The sequence below is a fragment of the Nitrosovibrio sp. Nv6 genome, assembly GCF_900110495.1.
Lineage (GTDB): Bacteria > Pseudomonadota > Gammaproteobacteria > Burkholderiales > Nitrosomonadaceae > Nitrosospira.
In genome coordinates this window covers 33,457-52,489 of the sequence record NZ_FODX01000006.1, presented here as the reverse complement: position 1 = coordinate 52,489, position 19,033 = coordinate 33,457, and the positions used below count along the sequence as shown (strand labels likewise).

18 protein-coding genes, 1 other RNA gene and 1 riboswitch are annotated in these 19,033 nt (G+C 52.7%); of the genes, 7 read left to right on the top strand and 12 right to left on the bottom strand.

Translation table 11 applies throughout. The features are described 5' to 3' along the window. Positions 1–2 precede the first annotated feature (2 nt). Genes BMX66_RS12125 through BMX66_RS12115 form a run of 3 tightly spaced genes read left to right on the top strand, consistent with a single transcriptional unit; the run spans position 3 to position 2,399 of the window. Positions 3–917 carry an NAD-dependent epimerase/dehydratase family protein gene (locus BMX66_RS12125; protein WP_090882558.1) on the top strand — a complete coding sequence of 305 codons (915 nt, stop codon included), beginning with the start codon at positions 3–5 and terminating at the stop codon, positions 915–917. Positions 918–959: 42 nt separating this feature from the next. Continuing rightward, positions 960–1,211 (top strand): acyl carrier protein, encoded by a 252-nt coding sequence (locus tag BMX66_RS12120; protein WP_090882556.1) that lies wholly within the window; start codon positions 960–962, stop codon positions 1,209–1,211. Continuing rightward, a complete protein-coding gene (locus tag BMX66_RS12115; protein ID WP_090882554.1) occupies positions 1,212–2,399 on the top strand; it encodes a serine palmitoyltransferase in 1,188 nt (395 codons plus the stop codon). It abuts the gene before it with no gap. A 329-nt stretch (positions 2,400–2,728) separates the two neighbouring features. Here BMX66_RS12115 and BMX66_RS12110 read toward each other — a convergent pair whose 3' ends face one another. Continuing rightward, positions 2,729–3,325, bottom strand: a complete 597-nt coding sequence (locus BMX66_RS12110; protein ID WP_090882553.1) for a hypothetical protein — start codon at positions 3,323–3,325, stop codon at positions 2,729–2,731. Between the two features lie 195 nt (positions 3,326–3,520). After that, an RNA gene (gene rnpB, locus BMX66_RS12105) (RNase P RNA component class A) lies at positions 3,521–3,823 on the bottom strand. 360 nt (positions 3,824–4,183) lie between these two features. On the opposite strand from rnpB, the gene BMX66_RS12100 reads away from it, so the two are divergent. Next, a complete protein-coding gene (locus tag BMX66_RS12100) occupies positions 4,184–4,699 on the top strand; it encodes an LEA/WHy family protein (RefSeq protein ID WP_090882550.1) in 516 nt (171 codons plus the stop codon). On the opposite strand, the gene pyrE is transcribed toward BMX66_RS12100, so the two are convergent. Next, positions 4,696–5,349 carry an orotate phosphoribosyltransferase gene (gene pyrE, locus BMX66_RS12095; protein ID WP_090882797.1) on the bottom strand — a complete coding sequence of 218 codons (654 nt, stop codon included), beginning with the start codon at positions 5,347–5,349 and terminating at the stop codon, positions 4,696–4,698. The two genes, BMX66_RS12100 and pyrE, sit on opposite strands and share 4 nt — an antisense overlap. Before the next feature lie 27 nt (positions 5,350–5,376). Between pyrE and BMX66_RS12090 the strand changes: the two genes are divergently transcribed. Further along, a complete protein-coding gene (locus BMX66_RS12090) occupies positions 5,377–6,150 on the top strand; it encodes an exodeoxyribonuclease III (RefSeq protein WP_090882548.1) in 774 nt (257 codons plus the stop codon). A 73-nt stretch (positions 6,151–6,223) separates the two neighbouring features. Continuing rightward, positions 6,224–7,612 carry an AmpG family muropeptide MFS transporter gene (locus BMX66_RS12085; protein ID WP_090882546.1) on the top strand — a complete coding sequence of 463 codons (1,389 nt, stop codon included), beginning with the start codon at positions 6,224–6,226 and terminating at the stop codon, positions 7,610–7,612. A 21-nt stretch (positions 7,613–7,633) separates the two neighbouring features. On the opposite strand, the gene metW is transcribed toward BMX66_RS12085, so the two are convergent. The 9 genes from metW to BMX66_RS12040 form a co-directional block, all read right to left on the bottom strand. Then, a complete protein-coding gene (metW, locus tag BMX66_RS12080) occupies positions 7,634–8,266 on the bottom strand; it encodes a methionine biosynthesis protein MetW (RefSeq protein ID WP_255398943.1) in 633 nt (210 codons plus the stop codon). Positions 8,267–8,430: 164 nt separating this feature from the next. Continuing rightward, positions 8,431–9,126, bottom strand: coding sequence for a HugZ family pyridoxamine 5'-phosphate oxidase (locus BMX66_RS12075; RefSeq protein ID WP_090882544.1), 696 nt, complete (start codon positions 9,124–9,126; stop codon positions 8,431–8,433). Between the two features lie 160 nt (positions 9,127–9,286). Next, on the bottom strand, positions 9,287–10,414 hold the full coding sequence (locus BMX66_RS12070; RefSeq protein WP_090882542.1) for a homoserine O-succinyltransferase MetX: 1,128 nt from the start codon (positions 10,412–10,414) through the stop codon (positions 9,287–9,289). Between the two features lie 247 nt (positions 10,415–10,661). After that, on the bottom strand, positions 10,662–12,389 hold the full coding sequence (ptsP, locus tag BMX66_RS12065; RefSeq protein ID WP_090882540.1) for a phosphoenolpyruvate--protein phosphotransferase: 1,728 nt from the start codon (positions 12,387–12,389) through the stop codon (positions 10,662–10,664). Further along, a complete protein-coding gene (locus tag BMX66_RS12060) occupies positions 12,386–12,655 on the bottom strand; it encodes an HPr family phosphocarrier protein (RefSeq protein WP_090882538.1) in 270 nt (89 codons plus the stop codon). The genes ptsP and BMX66_RS12060 overlap by 4 nt, the downstream gene beginning before the upstream one ends. Then, on the bottom strand, positions 12,645–13,049 hold the full coding sequence (locus BMX66_RS12055) for a PTS sugar transporter subunit IIA (protein ID WP_090882536.1): 405 nt from the start codon (positions 13,047–13,049) through the stop codon (positions 12,645–12,647). Before BMX66_RS12055 ends, BMX66_RS12060 begins: the two co-directional genes overlap by 11 nt. 267 nt (positions 13,050–13,316) lie before the next feature. Then, a complete protein-coding gene (gshB, locus tag BMX66_RS12050) occupies positions 13,317–14,294 on the bottom strand; it encodes a glutathione synthase (RefSeq protein WP_090882534.1) in 978 nt (325 codons plus the stop codon). Positions 14,295–14,412: 118 nt separating this feature from the next. Beyond that, positions 14,413–15,708, bottom strand: a complete 1,296-nt coding sequence (gshA, locus tag BMX66_RS12045) for a glutamate--cysteine ligase (RefSeq protein ID WP_090882532.1) — start codon at positions 15,706–15,708, stop codon at positions 14,413–14,415. Between the two features lie 107 nt (positions 15,709–15,815). Further along, positions 15,816–17,393: an ExeA family protein gene (locus BMX66_RS12040; protein WP_090882529.1), complete on the bottom strand. Its 1,578-nt coding sequence runs from the start codon at positions 17,391–17,393 to the stop codon at positions 15,816–15,818. Positions 17,394–17,741: 348 nt separating this feature from the next. Then, positions 17,742–17,850: riboswitch (glycine riboswitch) on the top strand. Positions 17,851–17,861: 11 nt separating this feature from the next. Between BMX66_RS12040 and gcvT the strand changes: the two genes are divergently transcribed. Continuing rightward, positions 17,862–19,001, top strand: coding sequence for a glycine cleavage system aminomethyltransferase GcvT (gene gcvT, locus BMX66_RS12035; RefSeq protein WP_090882792.1), 1,140 nt, complete (start codon positions 17,862–17,864; stop codon positions 18,999–19,001). Positions 19,002–19,033 lie beyond the last annotated feature (32 nt).

Genomic DNA, 19,033 nt, shown 5'->3' with positions numbered 1-19,033 from the left:
AGATGTCGCAGTCATTGGTGGCCGTGACTGGCGCCACCGGCTTTATTGGTCGTGCGCTTTTACAGTCACTGATCAAGGAAGGGTGGAAGGTCAGGGCCTTGACCAGGCGCCCACGCGTAGATGATGAGTTTACGCAATGGATCGAAGGCGATCTGGACGACGTCGATGCATTGCGGCGACTTGTCAAAGATACTGTTGCCGTCGTGCATTGCGCCGGCCAGGTCCGGGGCAGTTCTCTTGATGATTTCGTTCATACCAATGTTGGCGGTACGGAAAATCTGGCGCGCGCCTCGATGGAGCAAAGTTCGCCGCCTCGTTTTCTCCTTATATCCTCCCTTGCTGCAAGACAACCGGAGCTTTCCTGGTATGCAACCAGTAAGCGCATGGCTGAGCAGGTGTTGAGCGACTGCTCGGACAAAATGGCATGTGCAGTTTTTCGCCCGACTGCGGTTTATGGTCCAGGCGATAAGGAAATGAGCCCCCTCTTCAGAGTGACCCAACGCGGGATATTACCAATGGTCGGGCCGCGTGCGATGCGCTTTGGTTTACTGCACGTCGATGATTTGGTCACGGCTATTATCTGCTGGCTTTCCAGCGAGACGCCTGTGCGAGGACTTTATGAGCTCGATGACGGAATGCCGGGGGGCTACGATAGTCAATCCGTGGCGGACATTGCACAAGGGGTCTGGCAACGGCCTGTGCATTGCATTTTCTTTCCAGGAGCACTTGTTTCGGTGATCGCCACCATTAATTTGTGGTTGGCCCGGTTACTGCGATATTCCCCAATGCTGACGCCGGGGAAGGTCAGGGAGTTACGCCATCCCAACTGGGTGTGCGATATTACGCCTCTGACCCGGGCGCTTCCCAACTGGCAACCTTCCGTTCAACTGCGTGATGCCTTGCCTGAAGCAATATAAGCAATATAATTTTAACCCGTCAAATCAAATCAGAACCAAGCCATGGCGAGCGATTACACCGATGTACTGCAGAAACTGTGCCACCATCTCAAGCAATTTACCGGTCCTGATGTAGAAATTACACCGGACACGGATCTTATTAATCAGCTTGCAATCGACTCCGTCAAGTTATTGAATTTGATCATGGAAATCGAGGATGAGTTTGATATTTCCGTGCCAATCAATGCGCTTGCGGATGTTCAGACTGTTCACGAGCTCGCGACGTTAATTCATCAGATAAGAACTGCAAAATAAATGAGTTTGCTAGATAAGCTTGATGCCGTTGCGGCGGCGCGAAAAGCCCTGTTACCTGAAGACGTTGAGGTTTTTGGTACGCCCATAGATGCAGTTTATTCTTCCACCGAGGCAAAAATTGGCGAACGCCGCATACTATTCCTCGGTACGAACAACTATCTGGGGCTCACATTCGCGCCCGAATGCCTGCAGGCAGCCCATGCGGCGATCGATAGCGAGGGCACAGGCACGACGGGATCACGCATGGCCAACGGCAGTTACAGTGGTCACCGCGCCCTTGAGCAGGAGTTTGCAGATTTTTACCAATGCCATTCCTGCATCGTATTCACAACCGGTTATCAAGCCAATCTCGCCACGATCTCTGGCTTGGCGGGCGCTGGTGACGTTGTTCTTATTGATGGCGACTCCCACGCAAGTATTTATGATGGATGCCGCTTAAGTGGCGCCGAGATTATCAGGTTCAGACATAATGATATGGTCGATCTGGAAAAGCGCCTTCGGCGTTTGGGAGATCGCTCTCGTTCCACGCTCATCATTGTTGAAGGCATTTACAGCATGCTGGGCGATCGAGCGCCGCTGGCTGATGTCGTTAAATTAAAAGACACTTACGGCAGCACACTTCTTCTGGACGAAGCGCATTCCCTCGGGGTGCTGGGTAAGACAGGCCAGGGTCTGGTGGAAGAAACGGGACTTGTTGGCGAAGTTGATTTCATCACCGGTACTTTCAGTAAAAGTCTGGGCGGTATCGGTGGCTATTGTGTGAGCAAACATCCACAACTTGATCAATTACGCTATGTCAGCCGCCCGTATATATTCACCGCGTCGCCTACACCGGCTACCATTGCATCGACACGGGCGGCGCTCAGGTTACTGCGGGGCGGTACCGGATTACGCCGGCAGCTCTGGCAGAATGTACATAAACTATATTCCCGGCTCGATAAGCTCGGCTATCGGCTTGGTCCGGAGCCCAGTCCCGTTATCGCAACCATACTTGACACGCCGCAGCAGGCGCTGGCGCTATGGAGGGGTCTGCTTGAACACGGCATCTATGTCAATCTGGTCGTACCGCCTGCCGCGCCCGAAGGAAATTCATTGGTGCGTTGCAGCGTTAGCGCAGCCCACAGCAGTGAACAGATGGACTATGTGGGCAACGCTTTTTCCGAGCTACGCAAAACTATTTTCCAATAACATCAGGAAATTTTATTCCTGTGGAGGATTGACAGCGATCTCTGAAAAATCCGTGAAAGTCTGTGTTTGACCCCTCTCCCTCTACTTTGATAGTGGTTCCCGTACATGAGATTCGAATATCTCAGATAGGAAGACTCCGCCCGAATAGATCGGCAGGTGACAACTACCGCCTTCGTCATGAATCGAAGGATGGCTATTCCAAGGGATAGGTTATTGATGCCCTACGGGAGTCCAATATTTACGTCCTGTCAAACCAGTAGTCTACCGGCTTGACAGGACGCAACTATTGAACGAGTGTTATAACTGAACAGAGAGATCGAATTAACCAGTCAGGACATCTTCGCGCTCGTTCGGCGGCGCAACAGGAAGAAAGCGGCAGCCCCCCCTATGCCCAGCAACAAAGCAATTTCTGTCATGCCAAAGCCTGAACCATGTCCATCATGGCCACCGCCGCCACCTACATGTATCGGAATCCGTACCGCTGTGGTCATTTTACCCGCTTTCTCCGTCTCCAGTAGCAGGGCGTATTGACCGAGTTCCTCCAGATTCACCGAAAATGTAATACTTCCCGATGGATAAGGTTTAGCTGGTACGGACATAATCTCATGCCCACCTTCTCCATGCCCTTCCATGACAAGACGCAGCGCTATGGGGATTTCGCGAGAATCGAGATCGGTCAAATCCACCGTGAAATACAACTCGCCCGTTTCCGGAACATGATCGCAATACGCATGAGTGGGCGGAAGGTCGCCCTTGGGTTTTTCATAAGCACTGAAAGCTACGGGAAAAGCTCCTGACTTGATGGCACAGTCACCTGAATGATGGCCTTCATGGGCGAGCATGAGTTGCGCATGAGCCGGCAACGCTACCAGCGCTACCAGCGTAGCCCATGCCAGCCCCGCAGCCCACCCAAAAATTCTCTTCATAATATCTCCGTTTCAAATCCGCAAATTGATCAGGCGCCTCGCACCCGCGCGAGCAATCGCCGATTGTATAACAAACCGGTCGGGAGGAAGCAGAGTATTTCTTCAAATTCTGTTATCCTTTCCGCGGCTTCAACTCCTGCTGACGCCGCATTTTCGCCGTGTTCCGGTATGTTCCCGTGTATCAGGTTCAAAAACAAAGGAAGCTGGCCGATAAGCCGGGTTCTGTCTTGGACAATCATTCCTCTAGACGCGCGGTTGCCCGCGCGCTCAAGCGACCTACCCGCAGGCTCAGCGAGCAGCATCATAGCCTGCCTATTTGGTCTTGCTCCGGATGGAGGTTACCGCGTTTCACCGTAACTTAATACGCTCGTCTCTGTGGCCCTATTCCTCACCTCGCGGCGGCCGGTCATTAACCGGCATCCTGCTCTGTGGAGCCCGGACTTTCCTCCCCTTGCCTTTCATTGCTGAAAGGCAAGCAGCGACTGTCTAGCCAGCTTCGATATGAATAATACCCTAACCTGGGCGAACGGAGCAAACTCAGCCGTTCGAACATGTGACGTCTTATCTGCGGACTCGAGCTGAAACATGTATGGGAGTATGAGCTGTCGTTCAGCAGGTAATAAACGATCCAAACCTGCTGGTTAGATACCGGCAGGGGTAGTCTCCAGTATGCTTTCCGCTCCCCGGGCAACGCGTCCTTCAGCAATTTGCTCCTCGAGCAAGGCGTTCCTTGGGAAACGCACCCTTAAAAAATAATACTCGATCAGCTGCTTCTTCATATCAGGCAAAAAATAAGCGCAAATGCGTCAAACCATGAACTATTCGAGTTATGATTTCGGTTTGTAGCGCTGGTAACCTATGAACCACCTCATATTGCTTGTCTCGGCGTTGTTTCTCCTCCTTTCCGGATGTGCGGCATTGGAGCGGCAGGATCCGCTTCGGATTTCCGTCGCTGGACTTGAGCCTCTGGAGGGAAAAGGCATGGAGGCGCGCTTCGCAGTACACCTCAGGATTCAGAATCATAGCGAAAAACCACTTGATTACGATGGTATCGCGCTTGATCTGGATTTACGGGGGATGAGTTTCGCGAGCGGCGTGAGCGCCCAGCGCGGTGTTGTTCCGCGCTTTGGAGAAACGGTCATTACCGTTCCGGTTACCGTACCCGCAACGGCAATGATTCGTCACGCATTCGACTTCGCAACTGGCGACCGTACCAAGGCTGACTACCAGCTGCACGGCCGACTGGGCGGAATGGGGCCCATCGGCGGAAGGCGCTTCGACTCGAAGGGAGAAATCATGCTGCCAACCCCGCCGGAGGAAATGCCATATGAACCTCTGAATCAGCCCCCTGCTGAACATCCATCAAGCAACTAGGCTGTCTGATCAGCTATGCCATATCGTGCGCGGTATTCTTCAACCTTGCGCAGATTGTGCGCCTGGTCTTTTCTGGTCCGCAGATAAGTTGTAATTTCGTCCAGGTTGACGATGCTCGCGACGCGAATTCCATAAGCACAATAAACTTCTTGCACCGCCGAAAGCGTCCCGTTTCCACGCTCCATCCGATCAAGCGCGATAATCACACCTGCCGGCGTAGCGCCAGCAGCCTGAATATGGCCAACAGACTCACGCACGGAAGTACCTGCGGAAATCACATCGTCCGCGATCAGCACGCGTCCTGCAAGCGGCGCGCCCACGAGGTTTCCGCCTTCGCCATGATCTTTCGACTCCTTGCGGTTGAAGCAGAAAGGGTAGTTATATCCACGCTCGGCCAGCGCAATGGCAATACAACTCACCAGCGGAATGCCTTTGTAAGCAGGGCCAAATAGCATGTCAAATTGAAGATGGGCAGCAAGAATCGCTTTGGCGTAAAATTGACCCAGCTTCCTCAGAGAATCCCCATCATTGAACAGCCCGGCGTTAAAAAAATATGGCGACATTCGCCCTGCTTTAGTTTTGAATTCACCAAAGCACAATACGTTACGGCTGATGGCAAATTCAATGAACTCCTGCCGGAAATCGGATATCACTATGACAAATCGGAAAAAATAGACGTGCGAATTATAACGCTTAACCTGAACGGCGTGCGCTCCGCCGCAAGCAAGGGTTTTTTTCAATGGCTGAAAATGCAGGACGCGGATCTGGTATGCGTGCAGGAACTGAAAGCACAAACCAGCGACATTACTGGGGAAATCCTCGCGCCTGATAGCTACCATGGTTATTTTCACTGTGCTGAAAAAAGAGGATACAGCGGTGTGGGTATCTATAGCCGGCATGAGCCGGACAATGTCATCGAGGGGTTAGGCATTCCTGAGATTGATGCGGAAGGACGCTTTCTACGCCTGGACTTTGGCCATTTGAGTGTGATATCGATCTATTTTCCTTCGGGATCGAGCGGTGAGCATCGGCAGGCTGCCAAATTCTTTTTCATGGAGCGATTTTTCCCCATGCTTAAAAAACTGGCTGATTGCGGCAGTGAGATTATTTTATGTGGTGACTGGAACATTGCCCATAAGGAAATCGATCTGAAAAACTGGCGATCCAACCAGAAGAATTCCGGCTTTCTTCCTGAAGAACGCACCTGGCTTACCGGCGTTTTTCAAGAGCTTGGGTTTGTAGACGTATTCAGGCAAATCAATGTAGAGCCTGAGCAATATACCTGGTGGTCAAATCGAGGACAGGCTTGGGCGAAAAATGTCGGTTGGCGCATCGACTATCAGATTGCCACGCCGGGAATTGCTGCCAAAGCCAACGCGGTTTCGATTTACAAGACCGAACGTTTCTCTGATCATTCGCCGCTTATTATCGACTACGACTACAATTTATGATTCCGATCCCGACGGTTGACCGCTCAAAACCGATTGGGAGACCACGTCCTGTCCGAATGCCGGGTCTGGAATAATGTCAGCCACCCTATCCAGCTGGCTGCATGCTTTTCGCATATATACGCATCCCAGGGTGCTGGGAATGCTGTCACTGGGCTTCTCTGCCGGTTTGCCCCTGTTGCTGGTAATGGGCACGCTTTCATTCTGGCTGCGGGAAGCCGGAATCGACCGTTCCACTATCGGCCACTTGAGCTGGATCGGTCTGGCTTATGGTTTCAAATGGATGTGGTCTCCGCTGGTGGATCGCCTGCCGTTGCCGTTATTAACGCGATTGCTTGGCCGGCGGCGTGCGTGGCTTTTGCTATCGCAAGTCGCCATTGCCGTCGCGCTGGTCGGTATAGCCAGCACCGACCCACTCGAGAACCTGGCGCATATGGTCTTCTTCGCCCTGGCTGTTGCTTTCGCTTCCGCCACTCAGGATATCGCCCTGGACGCCTATCGGATCGAAGCCGTCGCACCGAGGCTACAGGGCGCCATGGCCGCCACTTACCAGGCGGGTTATCGCCTGGCGATGATTCTGGCTTCCGCTGGTGCTTTGTGGATCGCTGCGGCCGCAGATCTTTCAGAGGTGACTTACGAGCACGCGCCTTGGCGTATTGCCTACCTGACGATGGCTGCCTGCATGGGGGTCGGGATTGTTACCACCCTGATTATCCGCGAGCCGGAAGTTCCAGTCACTCGTCTCATCTCCGAGAATGAGGACCGCGCCCGGAAAACCATCGCTCACTGGCATCTGAACAGCAAACTCGAACAGCTGTTCGCCTGGCTGTATGGAGCAATGGTAGCGCCTTTCCGTGACTTTATTGTGCGCCATGGCGGGCAGGCTTTGCTGATTCTGGCGTTAATCGCCGTTTACCGCATCTCGGATGTCGTAATGGGCGTGATGAGCAACCCTTTTTATGTCGACATGGGTTACACAAAGGACGAAGTGGCAACGGTTTCCAAGGTTTATGGGGTCATCATGACGATCGTCGGCGCAGCCATAGGAGGGGTGCTGACGGCGAAAATCGGTATCATGCGTACGCTTTTTCTGGGAGCAGTATTGTCGGCGGCGACTAATCTGCTTTTTGTCTGGCTGACAGGGCGCGGGCACGACGTCACCGGATTGATATTTACCATCTCAGCCGATAATCTGTCCGGCGGCATCGCCTCTTCAGCTTTTATCGCTTATCTTTCCGGTCTCACCAACTCGGCCTATTCCGCTACGCAGTACGCGCTGTTCAGCTCAGTGATGTTGTTGCTGCCAAAATTCATCGCCGGATTCAGCGGCGACTTCGTCGATGCGTACGGTTATGCCAGCTTCTTTACCGGCACGGCGTTACTCGGCCTGCCGGTTTTAATTCTGGTATGGCTGGCCGGACGGGCGAAATTCGAAACTGCCGAGTCCTCTGCGCGTTTGAAGTGATACTGATAAGTATTTCTGCCGCTATTTCTGCTGTTCAAACCGGTAAAACGCCAGCATTCCCAGCAAATTAGGCATAAATGTGATCTGATGATTTCCACTCATTACACTGCGTTCGAGAATGCGTGCGCCATGCTGGCTGCAGAATTCCTCAAAATCACCCAACGTACAGTTGTGAATGTTAGGCGTGTCGAACCATTGATAGGGCAGCGCTTCCGAAACAGGCATGTTGCCCGATAAAACCTGCAGGCGATTTTTCCAGTACCCGAAATTCGGGAATGACACGATGCCTTCTTTGCTCACCCGCAGCATTTCCTTGACGATGTTCTCCGTATTTTTTACTGCCTGCAACGTTTGCGAGAGAACCACATAATCGAATGATCCCGATTCGAAACTTTGCAGCCCCGATTCCAGATCGCTCTGTATTACGTTTACCCCATTATTGAAACAAGCCAGAACATTGGTATCGTCAATTTCCACGCCATAGCCGCGGATGTTGCGTGCGTCGCGCAAAAAACATATAAGCGAGCCATCCCCACAGCCGAGATCAAGCACTTTCGCGCCCGGTTTTACCCATGCAGCAATGACGGCAAAATCGGGCCTATGCGTGTAGGCAACGGATGGGGCAGTAATGTCAGCCACGTCTTCAGTATTCACAGGAGTTATGAATCCCGCATCAAAAAATGTTGTTTATAGGTTCGGGCCAAATGGCATCAAACGGTTCTCGTCAGGCGAAGGGAGTGACAGAATTCCGAATATTGTAGCGTCTAATTAGTTACACGCAGAGTGTAGTCACCCTGATCACATCGGTGGTAGGAGGATTATCCTGCGCTTCGCGCCATTTCCACTAATGCACGTCTGGCCTGCTGCGCATCCAGAACCCTCTCCGTAAAATCGAAACGCAATATCCGGTCATCGGCACGCACATCGAAACCGTCACAGTCGATACCCAGCATTTCCACGTTCAGCGTATCCCGTTGATGAACGTGCCGGCAGTAGCGGCGCATAGTGTCGCGATGATCCGTGTTCATGTGTGTGATGACGCCGTCCTCCTGTTCGATCAATGGATAGGGCGCTACCAGATAGCTGGCTGCCGAAACCCAATGGATTTTGCCGAAGCCGCCAATGTAACGCAGCGTCAGCGGCCTGATGCGGTAGAAAGAAAAATCGCTCATGACGAGGTAGCTTTGTGCCTCCGGAAAATAGCGCAGATAGCGCGTACCGATCTGCTGTTTATCCATTGCCGGTTGTGCCTCGCCCACCACCGTGATGCGCGCTTGTGACTGGATATCCGAGTCGTCCTGGCTGTATGTAATGAGGCTGACGCGAGGATCGTGCTGGATATTCTTGGTATGCTCCGCCAATGTGCTGATAAGGATGAGCGGGCTGCCGTCGTGATCCACCATATACGACGTCATTGAGCCGAATGGATGGCCGTTGAACTTCTTCGACAGGGCACATAACGCGCCATAGCGATGGGCTCGTAACAACCGACGAGCTGCACACGCACTATTCATGGAACTCCGGTAAGGCGTATCTGGAAATAAAGCTTCGGGCGATGCTCATTTATCTGCCGAGGACGCAAGTCATGGCGGCGATCCGCATAAACAATGGATAATTTAACCGCTTAATGGCCGATTTTTCAAGGATCCATTCCATACGATTATCTCTGTCTTCTTATATAACAATGTTGTCCATATAAGCGCGAACCAGCTTGTGATAATGACGATCTTCCATCAGAAAGGAATCATGTCCATGGCTGGACGTGATTTCCGCATAACTGACATTCAGTTCGTTATCCAGCAATGCTCTGACAATGGCGCGCGAGCGTTCGGGCGAAAAACGCCAGTCGGTAGTAAAAGACAACACCAGGTAATTTGCCTTGGCGGCGCGGAATGCCGCGCTCAAATCGTTGTTGTGCTGGTATGCGGGATCAAAATAATCCAGTGCCTTGGTCATCAGCAAATAGGTATTCGCATCGAACTGGTCGGCGAATTTGTCTCCCTGATAGCGCAGGTACGACTCTATTTCGAACTCAACGTCGTAACCGAACGCGAGTGCGCCGTTACGCAGTTCCCGTCCGAACTTCGCCGCCATCGCATCATCCGACAGATAGGTGATATGCCCCAGCATGCGGGCAAGCCGTAACCCCCGCCGTGGCACTACGCCGTGCGAATAGTAATCCCCGCCGTGAAAATCCTGATCGGTAATGATCGCCTGGCGTGCAACATCATTGAAAGCGATGTTTTGCGCGGTTAACTTGGCTGCAGCGGCGATGATCAGTGCGTGGCGCACCCTTTCCGGAAAATCGAGCGTCCATTGCAGGGCCTGCATTCCACCAAGGCTGCCGCCCGCCACTGCTGCGAATTGATCGATGCCGAGGTAGTCCGCCAGCCTTACCTGTGTTTGCACCCAGTCTTCTACCGTCACTACCGGAAAATCCGGACCGTAGCATTTGCCGGTTTTTGCATTGATGCTGGCAGGTCCGGTGGAACCGTGGCAACCGCCAAGGTTGTTCACTCCTATGACAAAGAATTTTTTGGTATCGATGGATTTGCCGGCGCCGATCATGTTATTCCACCAGCCTCCGCTCTTTGGATTGTCCGCGTAGAAGCCAGCGAGATGATGATTACCTGAAAGTGCGTGGCAAATCAGTACAGCGTTGGATCTGGCGGCGTTGAGTTCGCCGTAGGTTTCATATACCAACTCGTAATTGTCGAGCGCTGTCCCGCTCTTTAAATGCAAGGGCGTGTCGAAACGCGCAATTTGCGGCGCGACGATACTAATTGAATCAGAATCTTGCATTAACGTGAAAAAACCGTCAGGAGATCAGAAGGATGATTTATAACTAATGAACTGCAAATACATGTAAAAGATAAACAGCAATTTTGATCTCCCTTATCTCGCGTATTCGCGTATAAAAAGATCCTGCGTGACTTGGCGGTTGTATCTTCGGGCGCGATGAATGCAATCCGTAACCGGCAATTATAGTCAAACACACCTCTGAAAATCCAACTGCGCATCGTTGCTCATTAGTCCTCATACAAAAACGTCAGCCATTCAGCTTCATCAATAACGCATGAATTCTATCCGGATCGTCGGCTTTAAGTATTTTTTGCGTGAGCGGTATGATATCAGGCAGGTTACTTCTCAATACCTCTCTTTTCACAGTCAGCAGTTGCGCGGGATGCATGGAAAATGACCTGAGCCCAAAACCGAGTAGAAGCCGGGTGAACACCAGATCCCCGGCAATTTCGCCGCATACCGACACCGGTATCCCGGTCCGGTTGGCGCTGCGTATGATATGAGCCACCAGTCGCAACACCGCCGGATGCAACGAGTCATAGAGGTGTGCCACAGAGTCATCGGCACGGTCTATCGCCAGGGTGTACTGAATCAGATCGTTGGTGCCGATTGACAGGAAATCCAGCTTGCGCATGAAAATATCGAGGCACAGCGCAGCGGCAGGGATCTCAATCATTCCTCCCACTTGTATTTTCTCGTCGAAAGGAATTTTTTCGTTGCGCAAGCTTTGTTTGGCGTTTTCGACAAAATGCAATGTCTGCGTGATTTCGGAAACACTGGAGAGCATCGGCACCAGAATATGAATCTGGCCATAACGGGAAGCGCGCAGAATCGCGCGCAACTGGGTATTGAACATTTGCGGTTCAGCCAGACTCAGCCGGATGGCGCGCAATCCCAGCGCCGGATTGGCTGCCACTCGCTTTGCGTGGTCAAGATTCTTGTCGGCGCCCAGATCGAATGTGCGTATCGTTACCGGCAGTCCCCGCATTTTTCGGGCCACGGTACGATATGCTTCAAACTGTTCGTCCTCGTCGGGCAGCGTATCGCGATTGAGAAACAGGAACTCACTGCGGAACAGGCCGATGCCGGTCGCTCCGTTTTCTTTTACCTGTTCAACATCCTGAGGCAGTTCGATGTTGGCGTGCAATTCTATCGTCGTGCCGTCCAGCGTCGTCGCAGCAATTGTCTTGATGCGCTTCAGCTTCTGTTTTTCCAATTCGAGCTGGCTCTGGCGCAGCCGATACTCAGACAGCACATGCTCGTCAGGATCGACTATTACTACACCCTGGCTGCCGTCCACGATCAGCACATCGTTATCACGAATGAGCTGGCGCGCATGATGCAGGGCCACGATAGAGGGAATATTGAGACTGCGCGCGACGATAGCGGTGTGTGAAGTCAAACCGCCCAAGTCGGTGAGAAACGCGGTAAACCAGTGCTGTTTATACTGCAGCACATCGGCGGGACTTAAATCATGGGCAACCAGAATACTGTCCCCATCGTGCTTTAGCGGGGCTGGAACATAACCGGGGTGGCCCAGCAAAGCTTTCAGTACTCTTTCCACCACTTGAATGACATCGGTTTTTCGTTCACGGAGATATGCATCCTCAATCTCCTCGAACTGCGCCATCAATACGTCCATCTGCTGGGTGATAGCCCATTCAGCGTTACACTGGTTTTGAGCAATATAGGTTTTTGCCGCGGTGGAAAGCGTGGGATCGTCCAGAATCATCCGATGCAGATCGAGAAATGCGCCATATTCTGCGGCTGCGGGGCCACTGACAACGGAGGCATGCAATGCCTCAAGCTCTTCACGAACTGCTGTGAATGCCGTGTCGAGGCGGGAGATCTCATTGCTGACCTGATCCTGCGGCACGGTGTGATGCGCCACCTCCAGCGCGGCATGGGATGCAAGATGAGCGTGTCCTATCGCAATGCCGCCGGAAACCCCCACACCGTGCAACACAAAGCTCACTCGCTTTCTCCGAACCGATTCTCGATCAGGTTTACCAGGGCCTGCATCGCTTCTGCCTCGTCCGCGCCCGTTGTTTCAATGCCCAGGGTGACGCCCTGATTCGCCGCCAGCATCATGACTCCCATAATGCTTTTTGCATTGACTTTCCGCTCATTTCGTGACAACCATACTTCGCTGCGGTATCGGCCGGCCAATTGGGTAAGCTTTGCGGAAGCACGGGCATGCATTCCCAATTTGTTCAGAATCTTGACTTCTCTATATTGCATTTTGCAGTCCTGGATCCAGACGCATGACGCCTTCCTTGCCGCCTGCCAATGCTTTTTCCCCAACTACCCCAAGTGATTCATTGCGATAGGTAAGCGCCCGTATCAGCATTGGCAGATTAACGCCAGCGAGACACTCCACCTTTCCCGAGCTAATCAGCCGACTGGCTATATTGCACGGCGTTGCACCGCAGATGTCACTCAACACCAGTACGCCATCGCCCTGGTCCAGTTCTCTGACCAGCTCGAGCGCCCTCGGCATGACAACATCAGGGTCGTCCTGAATGGTAATACTCAGATGCGTCAAATACGGCGACTTCCTCCCCATCACGTGATTAGCGCAATGGATAAGGCTATCGCCCAGATTACCGTGCGAGATAATTAAAATTCCAATCATGGTCTGCTGCCATATTTGATTATCAGAGGATGGAAAAGCATTCTAGCATTGTCGGCCTCGTGCGGCTGAGCGACGTCCTTTGGCAATCGCGTCTTCGACGGAAGACTTCAAAGACTTCTACGAATGGCTTCAGGTTTTCGCGAGGATAGCTCGGCAAACAGCGCCACACAAAAATACAATACAGAGAATCGGCCTAACGTAAGTCCAGGCTGGGCAGACAAGAATCGGAATGAAATATCTTATTGGGTCTCTGGCGCAGTACCTTGCTCAAAGATTTTTAGTGGCACTCTCTTCAAGCGCATCCACCATCATTCCAGCCACGTTGAAGCCGGTCTGATCGGCAATTTCCCTCATGCCCGTGGGACTGGTGACATTGATCTCGGTGAGGTAGTCACCGATCACGTCCAACCCAACCAGCATTAAACCCTTGTCATATAATGCGGGCCCCAGCGCTTCCGCGATTTCACGGTCGCGCCGGGTCAAAGGCTGTGCTAACCCGGTAGCGCCTGCGGTAAGATTGCCGCGCGATTCCCCTGGTTTGGGAATGCGTGCAAGCGTATAGGGTACTGGCTCTCCAGCGATCAGCAGGATGCGTTTGTCACCCTGAATGATTTCGGGAATATACCGCTGAGCCATAATGGTACGTGTGCCGTAATGCGTCAGGGTTTCTATTATCACGCCTAAATTGTGATCGTCGCGGTGGATGCGAAATATACTCGCTCCCCCCATGCCATCCAGGGGTTTCAGGATGAGATCGCGGTGTTCGGCAAGAAAATCGCGAATCAGGTGTTCCTGCCTTGTGACTAGGGTAGGCACGGTATATTGAGGAAACTTCGCTATGGCGAGCTTCTCGTTATGATCCCGCACCGCGCGCGCGCTATTGATTACATGCGCACCGTGGCTTTCTGCCAGCTCCAGCAAATAGGTACTGTAGACATACTCCATGTCGAATGGAGGGTCCTTGCGCATCAGCACAACGTCAAATTCCTGTAACGGAATTTCCTCCGGGTCTTCTGTCCGATACCAGCGGCGGTCCTTATCCCCGCTATCCGCGCCATCGGCATCGCCCGCCAACTCCAGCACACGCGCAAAACCGATCGTCTCACCTCCTTTCCAGGCCAAGTCGCCCTGTTGCAGGGAGAACAACCTATGGCCACGGGAAGCAGCCTCACGCATCATGGCAAAGCTTGAGTCTTTATATGTTTTGATTGAATCGAGGTGGTCGAGTATAAAAGCGAGCTTCATGAATCATGAACCCTCGGTTACGCACGCTGCTCGCGTACAAGACATCGTAAAGAGCGGGATGTTTCAGATTAGACAGCCTGTACAGTATTTGTCAGCGCCGCATGAGTCGGATTTGTTGCTAGGCAACAGCGGCCGCAATGCGCCCTTCGCTTTTCTCCAGCTCTTGCGCAGCCGCCAGCAACGCCAGCCGGGCAATCACGCCATAAGCATAAAATCGGTTGGTGCTGCAGCCTGGCCCTGCTTCGCGGTCTGGCAACAGACAGGTGTCTTCAAACGCCAGCGGTACGAATTGCATACCAGGCGCGTTGAGGTTCTCGTCAATGCCGCGCCCGGTGTGCACGCGGTAAAATCCGCCAACCACGTAACGATCGATCATGTAAATGACAGGCTCCGCGACTGCTTCATTAACTCGCTCGAAAGTGTATACCCCTTCCTGCACCATGACTTCGGTCACCTGCAGGCCCTCTTTCACCACTGCCATTTTATTACGCTGTTTACGGTTAAGCGCGCGGACTTCGGCGCCGTCCTTTACCGTCATGATACCCATGCCATAAGTACCCGCATCGGCTTTAACAATGACGAAAGGGTCTTCCTTGACCCCATATTGCACATATTTTTCCCGGATGTCGCGCAGGATTTCGTCTACGGTGTTCGCGACGCAGTCTTCCCCTTTTTTTTCACGAAAATTAATTTTTCCACAGGCGGCAAAATAGGGATTGATGAGCCACGGATCGATGCCGATCAGGCCGGCAAACTGTTGAGCCACATTATCGTAGGCGGCGAAATGCTGCGATTTTCGACGCGTCGCCCATCCCCCATGGAGAGGCGGAATGACAGTCTGTTCGAGATTTTGCAGGATCGGGGGAATGCCGGTTGAGAGATCGTTATTGAGGAGTACGACGCACGGATCAAAGTCTTCTACAAGCAGATGATCGCCTTTGCGTTGAACCAGCTCCAGCGTAAGCTTGCCACCGTCGGGAAGGCTGACCGTTGTGGCGGTGGTGATCTCGGGCAGCAGAGTACCGATGCGAATTTCTATGCCCGCATGCCGCATAATGGCTTGCAACGTTGCCAGATTTTGCAGGTAAAAAATATTGCGGGTATGATTTTCGGGAATCAACAGTACACTTCGAGCACCGGCACATATTTTCTCAACCGCCGCCATCATCGCCTGTACGCACAACGGCATGAATTCCGGGTTGAGATTATTGAATCCCCCGGGAAACAGATTCGTGTCCACGGGCGCCAGCTTGAATCCACTGTTGCGTAAATCCACAGAGCAGTAAAACGGCACGGAATGCTTCTGCCACTCGTTGCGCAGCCAGTGCTCAATCGAGGGCATGGCATCGATGATGCATCTCTCCAGATCAAGGATTGGGCCGCTCAGGGCAGTATCAAGATGAGGCGCCGGCATGGAATAGGGTGGAGGTCGAGGTTGACGGACAGTGACCATTGTAACATCATGGGTTTGGATTACATGCTACGGTAACCCGCTAAAGCGGAAAGCTATGCGATGAAGGATCAGCGTAGTTCGCTCAAAGTATACAGTTCAGCGTGAAAAGCGCTTTGATATTTCTGTGGAAGTTCGGCCACTGCCGCAGTGGCTTCATCGCGACTGGAGTAAATACCGTAGGTGACTCTGAACTTGGCCTGGTCTCCGTCAGTTACCGGATGCACATAGAGATCGGATAGATCAACGACACCCTGAGCCCGTGCCAGAAATCGCTCCATCCGGTCTGGCTGGACATTATCAGTGGCAAAGAGGTGAATTGTATAGAAATCCGGATCCGCCGCAGCGACGGCTTTCCTTGTTTCCCCAACCCGCTGCGCCAACAACGCATACTCTGCCAACTTTACCCCGGCGATACTCGATTTAGCACTCCTCGGCTGCTCTGCCGCGGCACCCGGCTGGTTTTGAGGGAAAGTTGACATTTCCACCGCATTTTCAAGAGACTGGGAAGATATGGAAGGTTTGGAAGATATGGAGGGGGGCGCGGGAGGCGTAGAGGCCGCTACCGAAACTGAGGAGGGAGTTCTCGCGGGATACACTGGAGCTGGGACTGGAGCAGGCGCGGTGATCGAAGCCCGCACTGGCAGGTGTGCTTCAAGCGGCGCCGAAGCGGCAATAGAGGCAACCTCCGTTGGGGAGGAATAAAGTGCCTGCCAGCCCAGCACGCTCAGCATCCCTGCAGCTAAGGTGGAAAATATGATGCGTGTACTGACTGGGCGATAGTTCAACAGATCCAGCCTGTCCCGCCAGTGGAAACGGGTCGTGATTGCGTCATCCTCAAAGGCTGCTTTAACATGCTGCGCTTTTATTTCACGAGCATTAGCACGGGACGCAGCCAGCATGGACTTATCAGCAAGAATATCCACCCGGCGGATGAGTCCGCTGGAAGCCCTGGCAATCATTCGTATGGCTTCGGCAGAAAATATACCAGGGCCACGGTAGCCCGCGTCACGTAGGCGGGACATCAGATATTCCGCAACCGCTTTAGCATTGAATGGCTGCAAGACAAAGTGATGAGTGAAGCGATTCTTGAACTTGCGTATCTGCGGCAAACCCAGCGTATCTTTAAGTTCGGGCTGCCCAAACAGGACAATCTGGAGCAACTTGTGACAGGACGATTCAAGGTCGTATAGCGTCAATGCATCTTCGAGCGCCTCCGCAGACATGGCATGGGCCTCATCCATGAGTAACACTACTTGCCTGCTAGCGGTATATTTTTCGGCCAGCGCGCGTTGCAGTTCTTCTATCGCATGTGTGGACCGCGCAGCGGCAGCGCAACTTTCGGCGACCCCGAAATTCAATTGGTCTGCAATTGAACGGAGAAATTCTTCTCGCGACAAATCGGGCTTGGCGACATAAATGGTTTGCATCTGTGCAGGCAATCGCTTCATCAACGACCGGCATAACGTGGTTTTGCCGCTGCCGGCATCGCCTGTGACCTGGATAACGCCTTCAACTCCCTCACCGTGTGTGAGCACATAGATGAGCGCATCCAGCGTCGCGCCCCGGTTGGACCCTTCGTAAAAAAATTCGGTAGTTGATGAATGGGCAAAGGGCGGCTCGGAAAGCCCAAAGTGGCCAAAATACATTATTACCTCACGCGTTCGGAAAGCCCGCCGGTGTTATCACAGCGTCAAATCGCTTTACTCGTTCAGACAAGTAGCAGAAAAATTCGAGTCAAAATCCTGCTGGGCTTGGATAAGATACCACTATAAGTTCAAAATTCCTTGATCGATTAATATTGGAATCTAATGCGAGGACAGTTCAGGATGTGATACACCTTGTCTTGATCCCGATTGCTGGAGTATAGTTCGTATCTGCCATTTATATCCAAGCGGAAGAGCGCGCCAATTTTCAGTGGCGCCGCCGAAGGCGCAACCCCCCGGAATCGCTCAGGCGTAGATCATGTCAGCCTTGATCCTTGAGAACCGCTTGCGAAAGGGCAATCTGGAGAGTGCCAACATGGAGTTGGCCACCGAAGGGGCAGACGGAATGGAGGAGCACATATTCCGTAATCTCTCAGGTAACAAGGACAGAGGGGTGAAGTCATGTCGCATATGACTTCACCCTTTTTTTTGAGGTATCGATCTTTGAAAGCAACCACTCTTAATCAAACCCACCGCGACATGAACGCCAAGATGGTCGATTTCGGCGGCTGGGATATGCCTTTGCATTACGGCTCCCAACTTGATGAACATCACAGGGTGCGCAGTGATGCGGGCATGTTCGACGTTTCGCACATGCTGGCCCTCGATATCAAGGGCGAGGCTGCGCGTGATTTCTTGCGTCGGCTCGTCGCCAACAACGTGGACAAACTGACACAGCCCGGCAAGGCACTCTATTCCTGCATGCTCAATCCCGAGGGAGGCGTAATAGATGATCTCATCATCTATTTTCTTGCGGAATCGCATTTCCGTACGGTCGTCAATGCCGGCACCGCCGAAAAGGACCTGGCGTGGATGCAGGCCCAGCGAGATAAAATCGCTCCCGGCCTGGAAATTATCCCGCGCCGTGATCTCGCCATGATCGCCGTGCAGGGACCTAACGCCCGTGCCAAGGTTTGGCAAGTCATTGCGGGGTCTCAGGCTGAAACAGAGAATCTCAAGCTGTTTCAGGCAACTTTTTTTGACAAGTATTTCATTGCACGTACCGGCTACACTGGCGAGGACGGGTTTGAGATAATGCTGCCGGCAGTTGATGCCGCAGATTTCTGGAACGCGCTCCATGCCGCGGGCGTCGCGCCCGCGGGACTGGGTGCGCGCGATACGCTACGGCTTGAAGCCGGAATGAATCTTTACGGCCAGGATATGGATGAAACTACCAATCCGTTAGAATCCGGGTTGGGCTGGACAATTGATTTGAAAAGTGATCGGGAATTTATCGGCAAGCAGGCACTTCTTGAAAAACCTGTGACGCGGCAACTGATTGGCCTGATTTTATTGGATCGGGGAGTATTACGAAGCCATCAGAAGATCGTTATACAGTACGATGCGAAGGCAGGCCAAGGCGAACACGGAGACGAAGGCGAAATTACCAGCGGAGGCTTTTCTCCGACGCTTAACCAGTCCATCGCACTCGCGCGGCTACCTCTGAATGCATCTCCTGAAGATGAGGTACAGGTAGTGGTGCGGGACAAGATGTTGAGAGCGAAAGTGGTGAAATATCCCTTCGTGCGAAACGGCAAAATTTTGGTTTGATATGGGCAGTGAAGTAACTGTCATTTAATTCT

Bases quoted from the DNA above. Each gene is read 5' to 3' on its own strand.
- BMX66_RS12125 (WP_090882558.1), top strand. From the start codon at position 3: ATGTCGCAGTCATTGGTGGCCGTGACTGGCGCCACCGGCTTTATTGGT.
- gcvT (WP_090882792.1), top strand. From the start codon at position 17,862: ATGACTTCACCCTTTTTTTTGAGGTATCGATCTTTGAAAGCAACCACT.
- BMX66_RS12075 (WP_090882544.1), bottom strand. From the start codon at position 9,126: ATGAATAGTGCGTGTGCAGCTCGTCGGTTGTTACGAGCCCATCGCTAT.
- BMX66_RS12110 (WP_090882553.1), bottom strand. From the start codon at position 3,325: ATGAAGAGAATTTTTGGGTGGGCTGCGGGGCTGGCATGGGCTACGCTG.
- BMX66_RS12055 (WP_090882536.1), bottom strand. From the start codon at position 13,049: ATGATTGGAATTTTAATTATCTCGCACGGTAATCTGGGCGATAGCCTT.
- BMX66_RS12120 (WP_090882556.1), top strand. From the start codon at position 960: ATGGCGAGCGATTACACCGATGTACTGCAGAAACTGTGCCACCATCTC.
- BMX66_RS12085 (WP_090882546.1), top strand. From the start codon at position 6,224: ATGTCAGCCACCCTATCCAGCTGGCTGCATGCTTTTCGCATATATACG.
- gshB (WP_090882534.1), bottom strand. From the start codon at position 14,294: ATGAAGCTCGCTTTTATACTCGACCACCTCGATTCAATCAAAACATAT.
- BMX66_RS12060 (WP_090882538.1), bottom strand. From the start codon at position 12,655: ATGCAATATAGAGAAGTCAAGATTCTGAACAAATTGGGAATGCATGCC.
- BMX66_RS12100 (WP_090882550.1), top strand. From the start codon at position 4,184: ATGAACCACCTCATATTGCTTGTCTCGGCGTTGTTTCTCCTCCTTTCC.
- BMX66_RS12070 (WP_090882542.1), bottom strand. From the start codon at position 10,414: ATGCAAGATTCTGATTCAATTAGTATCGTCGCGCCGCAAATTGCGCGT.
- BMX66_RS12115 (WP_090882554.1), top strand. From the start codon at position 1,212: ATGAGTTTGCTAGATAAGCTTGATGCCGTTGCGGCGGCGCGAAAAGCC.
- gshA (WP_090882532.1), bottom strand. From the start codon at position 15,708: ATGCCGGCGCCTCATCTTGATACTGCCCTGAGCGGCCCAATCCTTGAT.
- BMX66_RS12040 (WP_090882529.1), bottom strand. From the start codon at position 17,393: ATGTATTTTGGCCACTTTGGGCTTTCCGAGCCGCCCTTTGCCCATTCA.